The sequence below is a fragment of the Streptomyces sp. DSM 116793 genome (assembly GCF_057320905.1).
Genome location: NZ_CM170494.1, coordinates 330208 through 349170, shown reverse-complemented (window position 1 = coordinate 349170; position 18963 = coordinate 330208). Strand labels below are relative to the sequence as shown.

Annotated in this window: 16 protein-coding genes; 6 read left to right on the top strand and 10 right to left on the bottom strand. The window is 72.4% G+C overall.

What is annotated here, in order from left to right; translation table 11 throughout:
* The first annotated feature begins 201 nt into the window (after positions 1-201).
* A complete protein-coding gene (locus ACSMXW_RS01520; protein WP_485803376.1) occupies positions 202-2667 on the top strand; it encodes a SpoIIE family protein phosphatase in 2466 nt (821 codons plus the stop codon).
* A 34-nt stretch (positions 2668-2701) separates the two neighbouring features.
* On the opposite strand, the gene rho is transcribed toward ACSMXW_RS01520, so the two are convergent.
* The 3 genes from rho to ACSMXW_RS01505 form a co-directional block, all read right to left on the bottom strand.
* A complete protein-coding gene (gene rho, locus ACSMXW_RS01515; RefSeq protein WP_485803374.1) occupies positions 2702-3886 on the bottom strand; it encodes a transcription termination factor Rho in 1185 nt (394 codons plus the stop codon).
* A 295-nt stretch (positions 3887-4181) separates the two neighbouring features.
* Complete coding sequence (locus ACSMXW_RS01510) at positions 4182-4367, bottom strand: hypothetical protein (RefSeq protein WP_485803372.1); 186 nt, start codon at positions 4365-4367, stop codon at positions 4182-4184.
* A gap of 109 nt (positions 4368-4476) precedes the next feature.
* A complete protein-coding gene (locus ACSMXW_RS01505; protein WP_485803371.1) occupies positions 4477-4908 on the bottom strand; it encodes a VOC family protein in 432 nt (143 codons plus the stop codon).
* Between the two features lie 148 nt (positions 4909-5056).
* Between ACSMXW_RS01505 and ACSMXW_RS01500 the strand changes: the two genes are divergently transcribed.
* On the top strand, positions 5057-6298 hold the full coding sequence (locus ACSMXW_RS01500; RefSeq protein ID WP_485803369.1) for a class I mannose-6-phosphate isomerase: 1242 nt from the start codon (positions 5057-5059) through the stop codon (positions 6296-6298).
* Between the two features lie 25 nt (positions 6299-6323).
* Here the strand turns inward: ACSMXW_RS01500 and ACSMXW_RS01495 are convergent, their stop codons facing one another.
* On the bottom strand, positions 6324-6893 hold the full coding sequence (locus ACSMXW_RS01495) for a TetR/AcrR family transcriptional regulator (RefSeq protein ID WP_485803367.1): 570 nt from the start codon (positions 6891-6893) through the stop codon (positions 6324-6326).
* Between the two features lie 1240 nt (positions 6894-8133).
* Positions 8134-8964: an aldo/keto reductase gene (locus ACSMXW_RS01490; RefSeq protein ID WP_485803365.1), complete on the bottom strand. Its 831-nt coding sequence runs from the start codon at positions 8962-8964 to the stop codon at positions 8134-8136.
* A 240-nt stretch (positions 8965-9204) separates the two neighbouring features.
* Between ACSMXW_RS01490 and ACSMXW_RS01485 the strand changes: the two genes are divergently transcribed.
* Positions 9205-9714: a mycothiol transferase gene (locus ACSMXW_RS01485; RefSeq protein ID WP_485803363.1), complete on the top strand. Its 510-nt coding sequence runs from the start codon at positions 9205-9207 to the stop codon at positions 9712-9714.
* An 84-nt stretch (positions 9715-9798) separates the two neighbouring features.
* Here the strand turns inward: ACSMXW_RS01485 and ACSMXW_RS01480 are convergent, their stop codons facing one another.
* Complete coding sequence (locus ACSMXW_RS01480) at positions 9799-10674, bottom strand: class I SAM-dependent methyltransferase (RefSeq protein ID WP_485803361.1); 876 nt, start codon at positions 10672-10674, stop codon at positions 9799-9801.
* A 340-nt stretch (positions 10675-11014) separates the two neighbouring features.
* Here ACSMXW_RS01480 and ACSMXW_RS01475 point away from each other — a divergent pair, with 340 nt between their 5' ends.
* Both ACSMXW_RS01475 and ACSMXW_RS01470 read left to right on the top strand, forming a co-directional pair.
* Positions 11015-12202, top strand: a complete 1188-nt coding sequence (locus ACSMXW_RS01475; protein ID WP_485803360.1) for a cytochrome P450 — start codon at positions 11015-11017, stop codon at positions 12200-12202.
* Between the two features lie 41 nt (positions 12203-12243).
* On the top strand, positions 12244-12438 hold the full coding sequence (locus ACSMXW_RS01470; RefSeq protein ID WP_485803358.1) for a ferredoxin: 195 nt from the start codon (positions 12244-12246) through the stop codon (positions 12436-12438).
* A 92-nt stretch (positions 12439-12530) separates the two neighbouring features.
* Here the strand turns inward: ACSMXW_RS01470 and ACSMXW_RS01465 are convergent, their stop codons facing one another.
* Together ACSMXW_RS01465 and ACSMXW_RS01460 are read right to left on the bottom strand one after the other, a co-directional pair.
* Positions 12531-12722: an antitoxin gene (locus ACSMXW_RS01465; RefSeq protein ID WP_485803356.1), complete on the bottom strand. Its 192-nt coding sequence runs from the start codon at positions 12720-12722 to the stop codon at positions 12531-12533.
* A 133-nt stretch (positions 12723-12855) separates the two neighbouring features.
* Complete coding sequence (locus tag ACSMXW_RS01460) at positions 12856-14895, bottom strand: aconitate hydratase (RefSeq protein ID WP_485803354.1); 2040 nt, start codon at positions 14893-14895, stop codon at positions 12856-12858.
* Positions 14896-15453: 558 nt separating this feature from the next.
* Here ACSMXW_RS01460 and ACSMXW_RS01455 point away from each other — a divergent pair.
* Positions 15454-16086, top strand: coding sequence for an LAETG motif-containing sortase-dependent surface protein (locus ACSMXW_RS01455; protein ID WP_485803353.1), 633 nt, complete (start codon positions 15454-15456; stop codon positions 16084-16086).
* Between the two features lie 424 nt (positions 16087-16510).
* On the opposite strand, the gene melA is transcribed toward ACSMXW_RS01455, so the two are convergent.
* Both melA and ACSMXW_RS01445 read right to left on the bottom strand, forming a co-directional pair.
* Positions 16511-17809 carry an alpha-galactosidase gene (gene melA, locus ACSMXW_RS01450; protein ID WP_485803351.1) on the bottom strand — a complete coding sequence of 433 codons (1299 nt, stop codon included), beginning with the start codon at positions 17807-17809 and terminating at the stop codon, positions 16511-16513.
* 115 nt (positions 17810-17924) lie between these two features.
* Positions 17925-18683: a DeoR/GlpR family DNA-binding transcription regulator gene (locus ACSMXW_RS01445; protein WP_485803350.1), complete on the bottom strand. Its 759-nt coding sequence runs from the start codon at positions 18681-18683 to the stop codon at positions 17925-17927.
* Positions 18684-18963 lie beyond the last annotated feature (280 nt).

The window sequence follows — 18963 nt, the reverse complement described above, 5'->3', positions numbered from 1 at the left end:
GGCTCCCGGTGCCGTCGCCCGGTGCCGCGGGCCGGCCCCGGAGCGCCCCCGCCCGGCGGAGTGCGCCGGGCACCGGAACGGTAGGTGGCAGGGGCACGCATTCGCCCGCCGACCTGCCGTTCCCGACCTGCCGCGACCTTTTCGACCTTGGGCTGTCACGAGGGGTGCGCAAGCGGCCCGAAAGCGCTGTAATGACCAATTGTGGTCAGCGACGGCTCGACGGGACGGGAAACGGGAGCGTTGCGTGTCGAAAGTGCCCTGGAGGCGCTGCCCTCGGATCTGGACGCCAAGGAACGTGCACGGTCCGTCATCGAGCAGGTCCTGGTCTTCACCGGTGCCGCGTTCGCGGCCGTCTACCAGCCCGCGAGCGGCGGCGAGGAACTGCGCCTGACCGCCGCGGCGGGCGTGCCGCGCTCCCTCTACGGCCTGACGGACGGCTACCCCGCGGGCGACGACGCCCCGGTGGCCGCCGCGCACCGCTCGGGGGCGCCGCTCTGGCTGACCGCGGAGGACCTCGCGGCGCGCCGCGGCGCCGGGGAGACGGCGTCCAAGGACATGTCGCTGGCGGCGCTGCCGCTGAGCGGCGACGGCTTCGGCCGCGGCTGCCTGCTGGCGGTCGTGGACGGCCCGGACGGCTTCGGAGCAGAGGACCGGCGGCGCCTCGAACTGTTCGCCGGCGCGGTCGTCGCCCCGCCGCCGCGGAGGATGCCGCCCGGCGCCACGATGGTCACGCCGGACGGCGACCTGCCCGCGAGCACGTTCACCCTGGCCATGGACACCGGCCACATCGAGGTCGCCGACCATGTGCTGGAGCTCTTCGGCATTCCCCCGGAGGACTTCGACGGCCGGGTGGAGACGCTCCTCGCGCTGACCGTGCCGGAGGACCTGCCCACCCTGATGTCCGTGGTGGAGCCGGGACACATGGCCATCGGCGACCGCGAGCTGGACTTCCGCATCCGCCGGCCCTCCGGCGAGCCCAGGTGGCTGCGGCTGCGCGGCCAGGTGCTGCCCGGCGGCCCGGGCCGGCCGCCCCGGCTGCTCGGCACCGTCGTCGACACCTCCCTGCTGCGGCCCGGCGCGGGCGACGTCTTCCGCGTCCAGCAACTGGCCGCCGTGCTGGCGGCGGCCGGCACCGTCCGCGACGTCGGCCACGCCATCGTCGCCGCCCTGCGGCACCCCCTCGGCGCGGCCCGTGCCGCACTCGCCGAGCTGGAGTCGGACCGGCTCGTCGTCACCGTCCTCGACCCGCCCGAGCCGGAGGCCTGGCCCGAGCTGTGGCGCACCGAGTGGCGCACGGAGTGGCCCGACGCGCCGATGCGCGCCATGCCCACCGTCGCGGCCGCCGTCCACGACGGCCGGCCCGTGGTGTGGCCCGCGAACGCCTCCCTCGAACCCGCGCTCGCCGGCGTCGGCCCCGGCGGGCTCGCGGTGCTGCCGCTGCCCGCGCGGGGACGCACGGTCGGGGTCTGCCTCATTGGCTGGGACGAGCCGCACACCTCGGGCGCCGACGAGCGCGCCCTGCTGACCGCCGCCGCCGGGCTCGCGGGCCAGGAGCTGATGCGGGTGCACGCCCTCGACGCCGAGCACGAGCTGGTCGGCATGCTGCAGCGGGCCCTGCTGCCGCCCCGGCTGCCCGAGCTGCCGGGCGGGAAGGCGGTGGCCCGCTACCTGCCCAGCACTGTCGGCCTGGAAGTCGGCGGCGACTGGTACGACGTCATCCCGATGCCCGACAGCCATGTGGCCCTGGTCATCGGCGACGTCCAGGGCCACAACGCCGGGGCCGCCACCCTGATGGGCCAGATGCGCACCGCGCTGCGTGCCTACGCCGTCGAGGGCCACCCGCCCGACGTGGTGGTCTCGCACGCCAACCGGCTGCTCCTCGGCATGGAGAGCGACCTCTTCGCCACCTGCTGCTACGTCGACGTCGACATGGAGGAGGGCACCGCCTGGTGCGTCCGGGCCGGGCACCTGCCACCGGTGCTGCGCCACCCGGACGGCTCGACACAGCTGGTGGAGACCGAGGGCGGGCCACCGCTCGGCGTGGTCACCGAGGCAGAGTTCCCCATGACGCCGCTGCGGCTCCAGCCGGGCTCGCTGCTGGTGCTCACCACCGACGGTCTGGTGGAGTCCGCCGAGCTGGATCTCGACGAAGGCCTGCGGCGGCTGCGCGAGCGGCTGGAGCGTACCGACCCCGGCCACCTCGGCCAGGTCGCCGACACACTGCTCGCCGGGGGCAACCGCAATGACGACGTCGCCCTGCTGCTGTTGCGCTACGACGGCATGGCGGTACGCCCGCTGCGGGAGAGCTGGACCATCTGGCGGGTGCCCGAGGCGCCCCGGCACGCCCGCCGCTTCACCACCCGCACCCTGCGCGCCTGGGGTGTCACCGAGGAACTCGACGCGGTCCTGCTGGTCGTCTCCGAACTGGTCACCAACGCCCTCGTGCACACCGAGGGACAGGTGCGCCTGGAACTCACGCTCATCAACGACCGGCTGCGGGTCGCCGTGGGCGACTCCTCACCGCGTACCCCGATCAAGCCGACGAACATCGGCTGGGAGGCCACCGGCGGCCGCGGCATCCTGCTGGTGCAGGCCGTCTCCGACTCCTGGGGGAGCCTGCCGGTGAGCGGTGGCAAACAGGTGTGGAGCGAGATCGTGGTGGGCTGAGCCCCAGGCGTGTCGGTGAGCGGCTGCCCGCCGGTCAGGCCCCGGGTACCGTCTGGTGGATCCGGCGGAGGAAGGCCGCGTTGTCGGGGGTGCCGCGCAACCGGTCGAGCAGGGTGCCGAGGGCGGCGTGGCCGTCGCCGGCGCGCAGGGCCCGGCGCAGGCCCCGCAGGGCCGCCAGCTCGTACGGCGGCACGAGGAGTTCCTCGCGCCGGGTGCCGGAGCCGGGGATGTCGACCGCGGGGAAGACCCGCCGGTCGGCCTGCGCCCGGTCCAGTCGCAGTTCCATGTTGCCGGTGCTCTTGAGCTCCTCGAAGAAGTAGTCGTCGGCGCGGGAGCCCGTCTCGACGAGGGCGGTGGCGAGGATGGTGAGGGAGCCGGCCTCCTCGGTGAGGCGGGCGGCTCCGAACAGCCGCTTGGGTCCGTGCAGGGCGGCGGCGTCCACCCCGCCGCTGAGGGTGCGCCCGCCCGCGGCGGCCGCGTTGTTGTGCGCGCGGCACAGCCGGGTCAGGGAGTCCAGCAGGATGATGACGTCCCGGCCGTCCTCGACCATCCGCTGGGCGCGTGCCACGGCCAGCTCCGCCAGGGCGATGTGCTCCCTGGCCGACCGGTCGAAGGTGGAGGCGAGCACGTCGCCGCGCACCCGGCGGCGCATGTCGGTGACCTCTTCGGGACGTTCGTCGAGCAGCACCACCATGAGGTGGCACTCGGGGTGGTTGGCCGCGAGCGCGTCGGCGAGCTGCTGGAGCAGCACCGTCTTGCCCGCCTTGGGCGGCGCCACGATCAGCCCGCGCTGCCCCTTGCCGATCGGGGCCACCAGGTCGACGACGCGCGCCGTGAGGCCACCGCCGGTGTGCTCCAGGCGGAGCCGTTCGCGCGGGTGCAGAGGGGTGAGGTCGTGGAAGTGCGGTCGGGGGCCCCGGCCGTCCGGCGGGCGGCCGTTGATGAGGGCGACCTGGCCGAGTGAGTCCTGCCCGTTGCCCTCGCCCACGACGACGTCACCCTTGCGCAGTCCCAGCCGGCGGATCTGTGCGGCGGTCACCTGCGTGTCGCCGGGTGCGGGCAGCAGGTCGCGGCCGCGCAGAAAGCCGTGTCCGTTCCTGGTGATGTCCAGTACGCCGGCGGTCTGCTCCGGCTGCGCGGGGCGGGGGGCTCGGGGTGTGGTGCGAGGGGCGGATCGAGGGGTGGAGCGGGGTGTGGATCGTTCGAGTGTGGTGGTCATTCAGGTCCTTTCCGGTTCTTCCGGGGGATGGCCCGACGGGGCCGGGAAGCGGCGGGGCGCACGGTGGGACAGCACTGCGCCCGCACCGTGCCGGGAACGGCCCGGCGCGGTGTTGCGACGGCACACGGGTGGCCGGGCAGCGGAGGAACGGCAGAAGACCGGAAGGCGGCTTCATGCCGGAGCGAGCGAAGGAGCAGACCGCTGCGGGAGACCGAGCGCCAGAAGGAGGAGATGCGCAATCGGTGGGGGAGGAGAAGCACGGGCGCCCAAAAAGCGGCGCACACACGCGCTGCACTCAATATACCACCGGTGGTATCCGGTGGGTAGTACACACCGGACACCACCGGTGGTGCACACCGGACAGGTGGATGCCGGACAGGTGGATGCCGGACAGGTGGATGCCGGACAGGTGGATGCCGACGGCGGCGCCGGTGTCGTCGAGGCGGCCGGTGGTGCCGGCGTCGTCGAGCGGTGTGGTCACGACCTGGTTGGTCCGCGGCCAGGCGAGTTGCGACCCGGGCTCGGGTGACACCTCGGGCCCCGGCCACGGCGAGGGTGCGGGCCCCGGTGCCACCGGGGCGACCAGGGGGTCAGCCGGCGAAGATCTGGGAGTCGTCGGCGAACGCCTTGAACTCCAGGGCGTTGCCGGCTGGGTCGAGGAGGAACATCGTCCACTGCTCGCCGGGCTGTCCCGCGAACCGCACGTAGGGCTCGATGACGAATGACGTGCCCGCGGCACGGAGCCGTTCGGCGAGTGCGTGGAACTCCGGTATGGCGAGGATGAGGCCGAAGTGCGGCACGGGGACGTCGTGGCCGTCCACCCGGTTCCTGGCGCGCTCAGGGCCGGCCGGGGCGAGGTGGGTGACGAACTGGTGGCCGTGCAGATTCCAGTCCACCCAGGTGTCGGAGCTCCGGCCTTGCTCCAGGCCGAGCACTTCGCCGTAGAAATGCCGGGCGGCGATCAGGTCGTCGACCGGCATCGCCAGGTGGAACCGTGGGATCGGCGCGTCGGGAACAGTCATGTGGTGTTCTTCCTCTCTGGACGTGGCATCCGTCTGCCGAACCACCACATTCGTGGTCGGTGGCGCCCTCCAGGCTGTCAGTGTCTTCCGCGGCCTGGAAGGGGAGGTGCATCCTGACCGGGCGCTCGACATCGGAAGGAACACCCTCGTGCCGGAAGGCGAGACGCACCAGGCCGGCGCGCACGGCGAGCACTGTGTGCTGCGACGGCGCCGGGAGTCGCCGCCCGGCTCGGGCGTCCGGTGCCCGGAAGTCGGCGAGCGGGTGCGCCACGACGTCGAGTCCACCCGCACCGCCCGACTCAGCGACGAGAGGACACCGATGCCGAGCGAGACGAAGCGCACCCACCCCGACCCTGTCGTCTGCGACGGCCGGGGCCCGCTCCCGCTGCCCGCCAACCGGCCGGCGAACCGCCCGTACCGAGGAGGCAGCGGGATCGCCCGGTTCCGGGGCGTCGACCTGCCCGACGACCGCCGGCCCGAGGACTTCCTGGCCTCGACGACCGAGGTCTTCGCCGGTGGGGGTGTGGGGCTGACGGTGCTGCCTGACGGGCGGACGCTCCGCGCGGCCGTCCAGGAGGACCCGTCGGCCTGGCTCGGGCCCGCTCACGTCCGGACGTTCGGTGCGAACACCAAACTGCTGGTGAAGCTCCTGAGCACGGATGAGCGGCTGTTCGTCCACTACCATCCCGACGCCGCCTTCGCCGAGCGGCACCTGGGCCGCGACACCGGCAAGACGGAGGCCTGGGTAGTCCTGGACACCGTCGGCGACGGCTACGCACTCGTCGGCTTCACCGACGACGTCACCGCGTCCCAGGTCGAGTCATGGGTGGCCCGCCAGGCCGTGGACGAGATGCTCGCCGCCATGCGGAAGGTGCCGTTGCGGCCGGGTGACACGCTGCTCGTCCCCGCCCGGACCCCGCACGCGATCGGCCCCGGGGTGACGCTCGTGGAACTCCAGGAGCCGAGCGATCTCTCCCTGCTGCTGGAGTACCGGTCCTTCGGCCTCACGGCCGAGGACGCGTTCCTCGGTCTGCCTCCCGCGACGGCCCTCGCGGGACTCGACCGGATCGCCATGGACGACACCCGGCTCGCCGGCCTGCTCAACGCCGCCGGTGGCGCCACCGGTCCCGGGGAGCCGCTGCTGTCGCCCGGCGCCGAACCGTTCTTCCGGGCCTTCCGCCGGAAGACCGACGGCACCGACCACCTCGACCCGGGCTTCGGCGTCCTCGTCGTCGAAGAAGGCGAAGGATGGCTTGGGAGCCGGGAGCGGCGGCTCCCGCTGGCCGCCGGCACCTGTGTGCTCATCCCGTACGGAGCGGGCCGGGTGACGCTCGGCGGGACGCTGTCCGCGATCCACTGCACACCCCCTGCGCCCGGCTCGGCACCCTGATCCCGGACGGCGGACACACCCCGCCTCAGGGACTCGGTGCCACCAGCACGGCCACGCTCCGTGCGAGGTCGCGGCGTTCGTCGTCGGTCCAGCGGGGTGGCCCGGCGAGGTTTCCCATGGCCAGGGCGAGGACGTGGTCGAGCAGCCGGCCGGCCGGCAGGCGGTCGCTGACGAGGCCGGCCGCCTGCGCCCGGGCCACGGCGGAGACCTTGTCGGCCATGGCGCTCGCCACCGCGGGCATGGTCTGCATGAGGTCGGGGCGTTCCAGGTACTGCCAGAGCCTCAGCCGGACCAGGTGCGGGTTGCCGCGGTAGACGTCGAAGACCTGCTGCGCGTAGCCGGGCAGGTCGGCGGGGTCGAGGGCGACGGCGCTCTGGGCGAGCAGCACGTGGTGCTGCAGGACGGCGTCGAACAGCCCGTCCTTGTTGCCGTAATAGGCGTAGATCATCCGTGGGTTGGCCTGCGCGCGCTCGGCGATCCGGGCGACCCGTCCCCCGGACAGACCGGCTGCGGAGAACTCCTCCGTGGCGGCCTCCAAGATCCGCCGCCGGGTCGCCTCCGCGTCCCGCGTGGCCCTGTCCTGCGCCGTGCCCACTGCCGCACCACCCGCTCGCCGTCCGTACCTGTGCCGGCCGCCTCGTCGGCGACTCCGCGGGAGGAAGCCTAGTGCCGCGGCAGGCGACGTTTGCCCGTCAAGGAGCGGCGTCCGGTGCGTGCTCTCGGTGTGCCGGCCGGAAGTCCTCGTACTGGATGTACTTGGGCTTTCGGCCGGTGCGGCGAGAGGGCGTGCCGGACGCCGCGACGGGGCGAACGTTGCCTGTTGCGGCACTAGTTCGCCACCGGTACGCCGTCGGCACGGATGGTGCCGAGCTTCTCCCCCAGCACCCTCGGTGAGCAGACGACCACGTACCCGGGAGGGGACGGTCACCGCGTGGTCGGACGAGGCTGCCGCCCTGCTGGAGCTGCCGGCGCGGGCCGTGATCGGGCGTCCGTTCCACGATCTCGTGGTGGATGACCCGGCCGCCCGGACCACGGGCCTTGCCCCCTCTCCGGGGGTGCTGCGCCTCAGGCGCGGGTGGCCGGGCCGGACGGACGTGAGCGTGTGCGTCATCCGCCTCAGCCGGCTGCGTACGGCCATACAGACCTATGCCGACCTCGAACTGGAACCGGGAGAGCTGCTCGCCCATGACCGAGCAGCCCCCGAACCCCGAGGACGGGCCAGGCGCCCCCCGTACTCAACCCGCTCTGAGTGCCGGGCCGGGGAGCGGGCGGGCCGCCTGAGGGGTGGGCGGGCGCCGCGGGCGTCCGCTGTGCAGAGGCGTGGGACGACGGCGTGTTCAGGGTTCTGAGGCGAGGGGACGCGGCTCCCCGTGGAAACCCCGCCCGGCCGGCAGCCCTCGGCCCGGCCGCCGGTCGGCCCGCACGGCGGCCAGGCGGCCGGTGCGCTGTCGCCGTCCGTGCCGCCGGTCTGCACCGAGCCGTCCGGCCACTCCGGTCGGAGCGCCGGCGCTCGGGGCCCTGGTGCCGGGCGAGCGGCCGACGCTCGCGCAGTGGGTGGGTTGCGCGCTGGTCCTGGTCGGCGCCTACGCCACGACGGGGGGCGTGCTGGGGAACCGCGGCGATGGCGGTCCGCGCGGACGGCGCCACGCCGGCGTTCGCAGCCGGTCGTGGTGGACGCCCACCGCGGTGCCCGCGCGCCGCCCCGCGAAGCCCCGCCCACTGCGGCCGCGCCCGCCGGTGCACCGTGGCCCGTGCCCCGGCGGAGGCGGGTGAGGCGGCGCGGCCGCGCCTCCCGGACCGGACGGTCGGAGACCGGACGATCAGCGGTCGGGCGGTCAGAACTCCTCGTGATGGTCCGGATCGCCGCCGATGCGCCGCTGGCCCCGGTCACCGATCGCGGCGAGGTCCGCGGCGGAGAGTTCGAAGCCGAAGACGTCGATGTTCTCCCGCTGCCGGCCCGGGTCCCCGGACTTGGGGATGGGCACCGCACCGAGCTGGGTGTGCCAGCGCAGCACCACCTGGGCCGGGCTGACGCCGTGGTTCCGGGCCACGGCAGCGATCGCGGGGTCGGTCAGCAGGTCGCTGCCTCGGCCGAGCGGGCTCCAGCTCTCCGTGACGATGTTCCGGCCCGCGTGGAAGGCGCGCAGCTCGTCCTGGGGGAGCAGCGGGTGCATCTCGACCTGGTTGACCGCGGGGAGCTCGCCGGTCTCCTCCTGGAGCCTGCGGATCTGCGCCGGGGTGAAGTTGGAGACGCCGATGGAGCGGACCAGGCCGTCCGAGCGCAGCTTGATCATGGCCTTCCAGGAGTCCACGTACTTGCTCACGCGCGGCAGCGGCCAGTGGATCAGGTACAGGTCGACGTACTCCAGGCCGAGCCGGGCCCGGGACTCCTCGAAGGAGCGGAGCGTCTCCTCGTAGCCGTGGTCGCGGCCGGGGAGCTTGGTGGTGACCATGATCTCGTCGCGCGGCACATCGCTGCGGGCGATGCCGCGTCCGGTGCCGGTTTCGTTGCGGTAGTTGGTGGCCGTGTCGATCAGCCGGTAGCCGAGCTGCAGGGCGCCTGCGACGGCCTGCTCCGCCTCGGTGTCGTCCAGGGGATAGGTACCCAGACCGAGGCCGGGAATGGTCGAGCCGTCGTTGAGCGGGTACGCCGGGACGCTGGGCACGGATGGCTCCTCTTTCCGGGTGCTGGCTGGCCCGGTCAGCGTATATCGGCCATCCGGCCCGGTTCCGGTCCGGCCGTCCCGGCGGGCGGTGCGGGCCGGCCGAGGAGGCCGGTGGGCGGCGGGGCCGGACGCGCACCCGGGTGCGATCGTGCGGCCGGCGGGTGTCGGACGGGGCACGCGGGGAAGATCGTGGCAGACACCCCCTAGCTGGTATCACGACGCATACGCAAAGGACAGGGCATGAACAGCGCGGCACTGCTGAGCGACGCATACGGGCGCATCAAGGAGGAGGTGCACTCCGCGGTGGAGGGCCTGAGCGCCGCGGAGCTGAACGAGCGCCTCGACCCGGGCGCGAACTCCATCTCCTGGCTGGTCTGGCACCTGACCCGGATTCAGGACGACCACGTCTCCGAGGTCGCCCAGCGGGAGCAGGTGTGGATCGCCGAGGGCTGGGCCGGCCGCTTCGGCCTGCCGTTCGCCGACGAGGACACGGGCTTCGGTCACACCGGCAAGCAGGTCGGCCGGGTGAAGGTGGACTCCGGTCAGCTCCTGCTGGGCTACTACGACGCGGTGCACGAGCAGAGCATGGAATTCGTCCGGGGCCTGAAGGACAAGGACCTGGACCGTGTCGTCGACGAGAGCTGGACGCCCGCGGTCACCCTCGGCGTACGGCTCGTCAGCGTGCTCGGGGACGACCTGGAGCACGCCGGGCAGGCCAACTTCGTACGGGGTGCCCTGGAACGCCGTTGAGGCACCCGGGCCGCCTGCGGGCCCGTCCCGGCGGCCCCGCACGACGCGTGCCGGCCCGGCCGCCGCCCGCCCGGCACCCCCGGCTCAGGGCCGGGCCAGCAGCGCGTACATCAGGGGAACGCGCGGCGCGGTGTCCGGCAGGCGCCACCAGCCGGAGTCGGCGCGCAGCATCCCGGACCACCGCGGCCAGGGCAGCTCATGGCTCTCGCGGAGCCGCTCGACGCGCAGTCCCGCGCCGGTCACCGCGGTCACCACCTCGCCGATGCCGTGCATCCACTCGAAGCACTCGGTGGCGCCCTGCACCGCGGGCCCGTCGGTGTACGTGCGGCGGGCGTCCCTGCGCAGGGCGCCGCGGCCCTCCAGGTAGTCGTGGCGCAGCAGCAACTCCTCGCCCCCGTCGGCCTCCGGAGTGAGCCCGAGTGCGTTCAGCAGCGGGTGGAACTCCACGACGTAGAGCCGTCCGTCCGGCCGCAGCAGGCGGCTGATCGTTTCTGCCCAGAGGTCCAGGTCGGGGAGGTAGCACAGCGCGCCCTTGCCGGTATAGACCACGTCGAACCTGCGGCCGCCCAGTGCCCGCACGGCGTCGTGCACATCGGACTTGACGTACTCGACGTCCGCTCCCGCCGAGCGGGCCAGGTCCGCCGCGGCCGCCACCGCGGCACCGGAGATGTCGAGCCCGACGGTGTGCGCTCCGCGGCCCGCGAAGGCGAGGGTCTCGGTGCCCAGGTGGCACTGCAGGTGGATCACGTCGCGCCCGTCCAGCGGCCCCATGTCCTGCCACTCGAACGGGGCGAACCAGCGTGCCGGATCGAGGCCTTCGGCGATTCCATAGAAGCGGCTGGCCAGGTGGACGGGGGTGCGTGCGTCCCAGTTGGCCTCGATGGCCTGTATGCGCTGCCGGTCCGCGGGGCTCAGCGGGGCGGGGGCCGGGGATCCGGGTCGTCCATGTGCCTCGGTCATGGGGTCATCTCACCACGACAGGGCGCCGCCCGGCCGGGGTGCCGTCCATCGGAAACGGAAGGAGGCATCGCATTCACGCCAAGGCCAACCGGAGAAAGTAGACGCTCGCGTACACAATCAGCGTGATTTTCAGACGCGAACCTACCGGCGTGTCGAGGTTTGGGCCCGGACAACCCCAGGTCGGGACTGTCATGTACAAGCCTGAAACCCAAGGTGAGGGCGGTGACCGGCCGAATCGTCCCCCGCGGCGATCTGGCCGGTCTGTATGTCGACCGGTTAGGAGCCCGAGGCATCTAATGAAGATCGGCAAGGCAGACTCACCGCTTGCGAGGACCCCCCGATGACTGAAACCGTTGCCTTCCCCCAGGATCGCACCTGTCCCTACCACCCGCCGAAGGCCTACCAGCCGATGGCCGAGCAGCGCCCGCTCTCCCGGGTCACCCTCTACGACGGCCGCGACGTCTGGGTGGTCACCGGCCATGCGGCCGCCCGCCAGCTCCTCGTCGACCCCCGGCTCTCCAGCAACCGCAACAACCCGGCGTTCCCCATGACCAACGCACGGTTCGCCGCCATACGCAACCGCACCACGGCGCTGCTCGGCGTCGACGACCCGGTGCACAACACCCAGCGCAGGATGCTGATCCCCAGCTTCACGCTCAAGCGGATCAACTCGCTGCGTCCGCGGATCCAGGAGACCGTCGACCGGCTGCTCGACGCCATGGTCGAGAAGGGGGCTCCCGCAGAGCTGGTGAGCGCGTTCGCGCTGCCTGTGCCGTCCATGGTGATCTGCCACCTGCTGGGCGTGCCGTACGCCGACCACGACTTCTTCGAGGAGCAGTCACGCCGGCTGCTGCGCGGCCCGCGCGCCGAGGACTCCCAGGCGGCCCGGGACGAACTCATGGCCTACCTGGACGACCTGATCACGAAGAAGCAGCAGGAGCCCGGCGAGGGCATCCTCGACGACCTCATCGTCGAGCAGTACGCCAAGGGCACGGTGGACCGCGAGGAACTGATCAACCTCGCGCTGATCCTGCTGGTGGCCGGCCACGAGACCACCGCCAACATGATCTCGCTCGGCACCTTCACGCTGCTCCAGCACCCCGAACAGCTCGCCGAACTGCGGGCCGACTCCTCGCTGATGCCCGCCGCGGTGGAGGAGCTGCTGCGCTTCCTGTCGATCGCCGACGGCCTGGTGCGGGTGGCCAAGGAGGACATCGAGGTCGGCGGCACCACCATCCGCACCGACGACGGCGTCCTCTTCTCGACCTCTGTCATCAACCGCGACGAGGACACCTACGAGAAGCCGGACTCCCTGGACTGGCACCGCTCCGTCCGGCACCATGTCGCGTTCGGATTCGGCGTCCACCAGTGCCTCGGGCAGAACCTGGCCCGCGCCGAGATGGAGATCGCCCTGCGGACCCTGTTCGAGCGGCTGCCCGGGCTGCGCCTCGCGGCTCCGGCCGAGGAGATTCCGTTCAAGCCGGGAGACACCCTTCAGGGGATGATTGAACTGCCCGTCGCCTGGTAGGGAATGGAGCGTAGCGGCGACTCGAGGAAAGGCGTGACGCGATGGACATCGCAATCGACAAGGACACCTGCGTCGGAGCGGGCATGTGCGCCCTGACGGCTCCGAGCGTGTTCACCCAGGACGACGACGGGTTCAGCGAGCTGCTGCCGGGCCGTGAGGACGGCGGCGGCGACCCGCTGGTGCGCGAGGCCGCCCGGGCCTGTCCGGTGGGGGCCATCAAGATCGCGGGCGACTAGCGGGCCCGGGGCCCGAAGGACCTCGACCCGACCCGTCCGCCGTCACGGCACACGTCACTCCGGCGGACGGGCCGGCTCGCCGGCCGTTCACGTCACTGCTGGGGCGGATTCTCGTCCTGGCCTCGGCCGAACTCGTCCTTGGCCTTGTCCCGGGCGGTGTCGACCTTGCCCTGGTACTTGCCCTGCGTCTTTTCGTTCGTGTAGTCGGCACCCTTGTCCGCGGCCTTCTCCGCCTGCTGGGGGTGGCCTTTCATCATGTTCTTGATCTTGTCCATGACGGACATGATTCAGCCTCCTTGAACGGCCTTCCACATCCCCCGTCAGCATTCAGGGTTCCCCGTGTGGCGGGACAATCCCATCCGGCCGCGCATTCTTTGCGTTCTCACCCGCGGTGAGAAATCGGCTACCCGCCGGCCGCTACCCGGTGCCGCCCTGCTGCTCCGCCGCCAGCGCCGGAATGGTGCCGCCGGCGAGCACCGTGCGCCTGCGGTGCGCGGGAAGGTGGTGGTGCAGGCGGTACTCCTCGCCGCGGGTGGTGTTGACCGCGACCAGGGACGGCTCGGCGTCGGAGGCGAGCGCCGCGCGCAGTCCGTCCAGGCGCAGCTCGTCGCCCTGCCGTACCCGCTCGTAGTCCGCCGGGTCGTCGAATTCCAGCGCGAGGACGCCGAAATTCGCCAGATTCTGCCAGTGAATACGCGCATATGATTGCGCGATCACCGCACGCAGCCCCAGATAGCGGGGTGTGATGGCCGCGTGCTCGCGGGACGAACCCTGCCCGTAGTTGTCGCCCGCCACCACGATATGGCCGCCCTTGTCCTGGTACTCGGCGGCGCGGCGCGGATATTCGGGATCGATACGGGTGAACGTGAACTCGGCGAGCCGGGGAATGTGCGAGCGGAACGGCAGCGCCTTGGCGCCGGCCGGCGAGATCTCGTCCGTGGAGACGTCGTCGCCCATCTTCAGCAGCACCGGTCCCCGGATCGTGTCCGGCAGCGGGTCGAGCGTGGGGAGCGCGGAGATTCCGGGGCCGCGCACCAGGCTGATGCGGGCCGCCTGCTCGGCGGGCAGCGGGGGCTCCAGCATGGCCGGGTTCCGCGCCGCGCGCCGCATGGTGCCGTCCGCCGGGTACGACGCGCCGGTGTCCGCGGCCCACTCCCGGGGATCGGTGATGACGCCGCTCAGCGCGGAGGCGGCGGCGGTCTCCGGCGAGCAGAGCCACACCGCGTCCTCCTCGGTGCCGGAGCGGCCCGGGAAGTTCCGCGGGAAGGTGCGCAGCGAATTGCGGCCCACGGCCGGCGCCTGGCCCATGCCGATGCAGCCGAGGCAGCCCGCCTGGTGGATGCGGGCGCCCGCGGCGATCAGGTCGAGCACGGCACCCGAGCGCGTGAGGTCCTGCAGGATCTCACGCGATGTCGGGTTGACGTCCAGGCTGACTCCGGCGCCCGTCTGCCTGCCCCGTACCATCGCCGCCACGGTCGCGAAGTCCCGCAGGCCCGGATTGGCGGACGAGCCGATGACGGCCTGGGAGATCTCCTCGCCCGCCACCTCGCGCACCGGCACCACGTTCCCGGGGGAGGTGGGGCGGGCGATGAGGGGCTCCAGGGCGGCGAGATCGATCTCCTCCTCAAGGTCGTAGCGGGCGTCCGGCTCGGGGGCCAGTGGGGTGAAGTCCTCCTCGCGGCCCTCGGCCCGCAGGAACGCGCGCACCGCGTCGTCCGCGGGGAAGACGGTGGTGGTCGCGCCCAGCTCCGCGCCCATGTTGGCGATCACGTGGCGGTCCATCGCGGTGAGGGAGGCGAGGCCGGGGCCGTGGTACTCCAGCACCCGGTTCACCGCGCCCTTCACGCCATGCCTGCGCAGCATCTCCAGGACCACGTCCTTGGCGCTCACCCAGTCCGGCAGCGCGCCCGTCAGCCGTACGCCCCAGATCTGCGGCATGGTGATGCGCAGCGGGTGGCCCGCCATGGCGAGGGCCACCTCCAGGCCGCCGGTGCCCACCGCGAACATCCCCAGCGAGCCCGCGGCGCAGGTGTGCGAGTCCGAGCCGGCCAGGGTGGCGCCCGGCCGGCCGAAGTGCTGCATGTGCACCGGGTGCGAGACCCCGTTGCCCGGCTTGGAGTACCAGATGCCGAAGCGGCTGGCCGCGGAGCGCAGGAACGCGTGGTCCTCGGCGTTGCGCTCGTCGGTCTGGAGGATGTTGTGGTCGACGTACTGCACGCTGACGTCGGTCTGCACCCGGTCCAGGCCGAGGGCCTCCAGCTCCTGCATCACGAGGGTGCCCGTGGCGTCCTGGGTGAGCGTCTGGTCGATCCGCAGGCCGATCTCGCCGCCCGGTTCCAGGGTGCCCTCCACCAGGTGGCCGGCGACGAGCCGCTGGGCCACGGTGCCGTGCGCCCCGTTCGCGCCGTGCGCGCCGTGCTGTGCGGCGTCTGCCGCCGTGTGCGTGCCTCCTGCCATGCCGCGCCTCCGCCTGAGCGACTGTCCTTTGGTGCCCCGGCCCGTTCGCGGCCGAGCGCTGTGCCGGCCGGGTACCCGGCAGGGCCACGCTGACTCCGCTCCGGAAGAGGGCACGGGGCTGGGTCCCGCGGCCACCTCCCACGTCCTCAAGACAGGGGGCAGGCCCTGCCGCGTGGGCGCGCTCGGCCCCCACCGGCGGGTGGCCGGAGCCGAGCCGGGAGGGACTGGGCGGACCGGTCCGGGCCGGCGGACCGGCCCGCCGGCCCCGGCGCCGCCGAAGTGGGCCACTCGCCGCCATGCCGATCGATTCAAGCCAGTGTCCCTCACGCACATCCGCACCCGGGGTGCCGGGCGCATATGCCGTTCCGGTGGCGACCCGCGCGCCCCGCACGGTAACCTGCGGCCGCCCGGGCGCCGGCTGATCGCACAGGAATGCGCAGCCCCTCGTGGCTGATGATCATCTGTGAGGCATGGGGCGGCTGCGAGCCCCGGAAGCCGAGGGAGTACTGTGCCCGCGCACGAGCTTCACCCCAACTACACATCTTGTGTGGAGGATTCATGAATGGACCCACCCGGGCCTGGCGTCGTCCGGGCTTTCTGATAAGCAGCGCCGTGGCGGGCATCGCCGCGGTCGGGCTGTGCTCCGTCCCCGCGTCGGCGCACACCCCGAACTGGTCGGTGGACTGCTCGCAGGTGACGGTCGACCTCACGGCCTACAGCGGCAATGTGAAGAACACCGTCACCATCACCGTGGACGGCAAGGACCTGCTGGCCACCACGCCCTTCGGCAGCTCGTTCCACAAGACGATCGCGCTGCCCGAGCACACCAGCGAGCTGCCGGTGCACCTCGTGGTCAAGGCCGGCGATGGTGACCAGTACTCGAAGGACGACACGAAGACGGCCCCGGTGTGCGCCTCGGCGCCCGCCACCCCGCCGCCTTCGAAGCCGGCGACGCCCACGCCGTCCAAGCCGGCGACGCCCACCGCGGCCCCCACCTCTGCGTCCCCGGCGCCCAGCACCTCGTCCGCGAGTGCCGCGCCGGCGCCGAGCAGCAAGCCGAGCCCGTCCGATCTCGCCGAGACCGGTTCGTCCAGCTCCACGCCGATCATCGCCGGCGCGGCCGCCGTGGTCGTCGTCGCCGGTGGCGGCATCCTGCTGGCCACCCGCAAGCGCGCTGCCGCTCGTCGCTGACGTTCCGTCAGGACATCGCTGTCGTAGGACATCGCTGTCGTCGTCACGCCGGCCTCGACCGAGGTCGGGCCGGCGCTGACCGCCATGCCGTCTCGTGCCCTGTGGCCCCCTGTCACCGGGGCACGGTTCGGCGGCCCGCCGCCTCTCCCGGCGCCGGGCCCCTTTTCTTTCGCAGTCCCCGGCTCCGGCTCTTCGCCCGCCGGCCGCCCAGGGTCGAGCCCGCCCTCAGAGGCCAAGGTAAGGCCCCCTCGGGCGTCCGCGAGACGGGCCTCCTCCAGGTCCGGGGAACGCGGGGTGACCAGCGCGATCACCGCCTGTGGACCGGGGCCCCGGTGCCCCGCCTGATCAGGACCACCACGCCCGCGAGCGCCGCCCAGACGAGCGTGCCGGCGGCCCGCTCCGGTGGGGCCGGCCGGCGCCATGGTCACCTGCCGCGCAACGCCTTCGGGATCAGCTCGCCGTGGGCGGCGAACAGTTCGTCGCACATCTCCACCGCCTGCCGGGTGGTGAGCACGCTCGCCGTGTTGGGATCGAGCAGGGCGGCCTGGTAGACGTGGTCGCGGTCGCCGTCCAGCACGGCGCGCACGGTCAGCTCCACGACGTTGAGGAAGGTGCGGTTCAGCGCCGCGAGCTGCGGCGGCAGGGCGCCGACCGGCTGCGGATGCGGGCCCTCGGCGTCCACGACGGCGGGCACCTCGACGCAGCACTCGTCGGGCAGACTGGTGATGAGGCCGCCGTTGCGGACGTTGAGGTAGATCTCCCGCGGCCGGCCCGTCCGGTGGGCGTGGATGAACTCCGAGGCCAGCTCCGAGGTGGTGTCGACGGGCAGCGGCCCACCGTCCTCCAGGGCGCGCCGGGTCTCCTCGAACTCGTCGATGTTCCGCTCCGAGCGCCGCAGGTACTCGCCGACCGGGACGCGGAAGTGCTCGACCTCGCCGGGGTGGCGCATGAACCACGGCACGTACTCGGCGCTGTGCTCGCTGGACTCGGTGGGGAAGTAGCCGAACCGGCGGAAGATCTCCACCCGGACGCGGCGCCGCAACTCCGGATCGGCGTCGACAGCGGCGCGCAGCGCCGGATAAAGGTCCCGCCCACGGTGCTCGAAGCGGAGCACGAACGCCTGGTGGTTGAAGCCGGCGGTGACGAAGTCGATCTCCTTTGAGGGCACCCCGACCAGCTCACCGAGCGTGCGGTGCGTGTCGCGCACCGAGTGGCACATGCCGACGACCCGCTGGAACGGCGAGCCCGCGTAGACCGCCCACGGCAGCATCGCCATCGGATTGCTGTAGTTCAGCAGATAGGCGTCCGGCGCGACCTCGGCCAGCTCCTCGCCGATCCGGATCAGCACCGGGATCGTCCGCAGTCCCCGGAAGATGCCGCCGATGCCGATGGTGTCCGAGATGGTCTGATGCACCCCGTACCGCTCGGGGATGTCGAAGTCGGCGCGGGTGGCCCGGTACCCGCCCACCTGGATCTCGTTGATGACGTAGTCGGCTCCCTCGACGGCGGCACGCCTGTCGAGGCTCGACGAGACCCGGGCACCCGCCCCGGTCTGCTCGTTGAGGCGCCGCACCAGCGCCTCCGCATGGCTCAGCCGGCCGGCGTCGATGTCGTGGAGGGACAGCTCGAGCTGCCCGTGGAACTCCGGGTACGAGCAGAGATCGCTGACGACATTCCGGGTGAACTCGACACTGCCGGCCCCGATGAACGCAACCTTGGTCATGCCCGGCACTATGACCGCTGCGTCAGCGGACGCACAATAACGAACGAGAAACGCGCAGTTTTTTTGCGCAGAAGTGCGCGGTGGATCGCGGTGGATCGGCGAGGGCCCACGGGGATCACACGAGCACGACGTCGCAGCCCTGCTCCCGGATCCGCTCCACCTGGCCCCGCTCCGCCCGGTCGTCGGTGATCAGGACGTCCACCGCCGACAGCGCGCAGACCTGCGCGAGCGCCAGCCGGCCGAGCTTCGTCGCGTCGGCGAGCACGATCCGCCTGCGGGCCCGGCGCAGCAGCTCGCCGTTGGCCCGTGCGCCCGCCGGGTCGTAGTTCGTGCAGCCGGCCGCGGCGTCCACGCCGTCCACGCCGAGGAACGCCACGTCCAGGTTGTACTGCGTGAAGAACGCCTCCGTGTTGTGGCCCACCGTCTCCTGGCTGCTGCTGCGCAGCTCGCCGCCCCCGACGAACACCCTCAGCCGCGGGTTGTCCAGCAGGTGCAGCGCGACGTTGAGGGCGTTGGTCACCACGGTGAGCCCCTCGTGGTCCAGCAGCAGGTGCGCGAACTCGGCCACCGTGGTGCCGCCGGTCATGCCGACCACGCGGGCGCCCTGGACGTGCCGGCGGGCCTCGTGCGCGATCCTGCGCTTCTCGTCCAGGTCCTGGGCCGTCTTGTAGTTCAGCGGCATGTCGGTGAACGCGGAGTGCGTCGTCGCGCCGCCCCGGGTGCGGCTCACCAGGCGCTGCTGCTCCAGCAGTTCGAGGTCGCGGCGGATGGTCGCGTGGGACACGCCGAACTGCCGGGCCAGCGCGTCCACGTCCATGGAGCCGTGCCCGACGATCACGGACAGTATCTGGTTGAGGCGTTCTCTGCGTCGCATGGTCGGAACCTAACGCACGGGCGATCGGACGGGCTGCGCGTTTCACGGGTCGACTGCACGCAAGCTGCGCATTCTCTCTGACATATCCCCCTGAAAGGGGCGGACGAGGCATTGCCTTCTTCCGCGGACCGAGGGGCCACCCAGAGCGTAAGCACAGGGAAAGCCGGGGGAAAGTTCCGTGCATCGAGTGGTTGACGCCTGGCCGCTCGCCTGCAACAGTCCTACGCAAGCAAGCATCGTGATCGAGAAACGCGCGATTAGTTGCTTGATTAATGCGCGA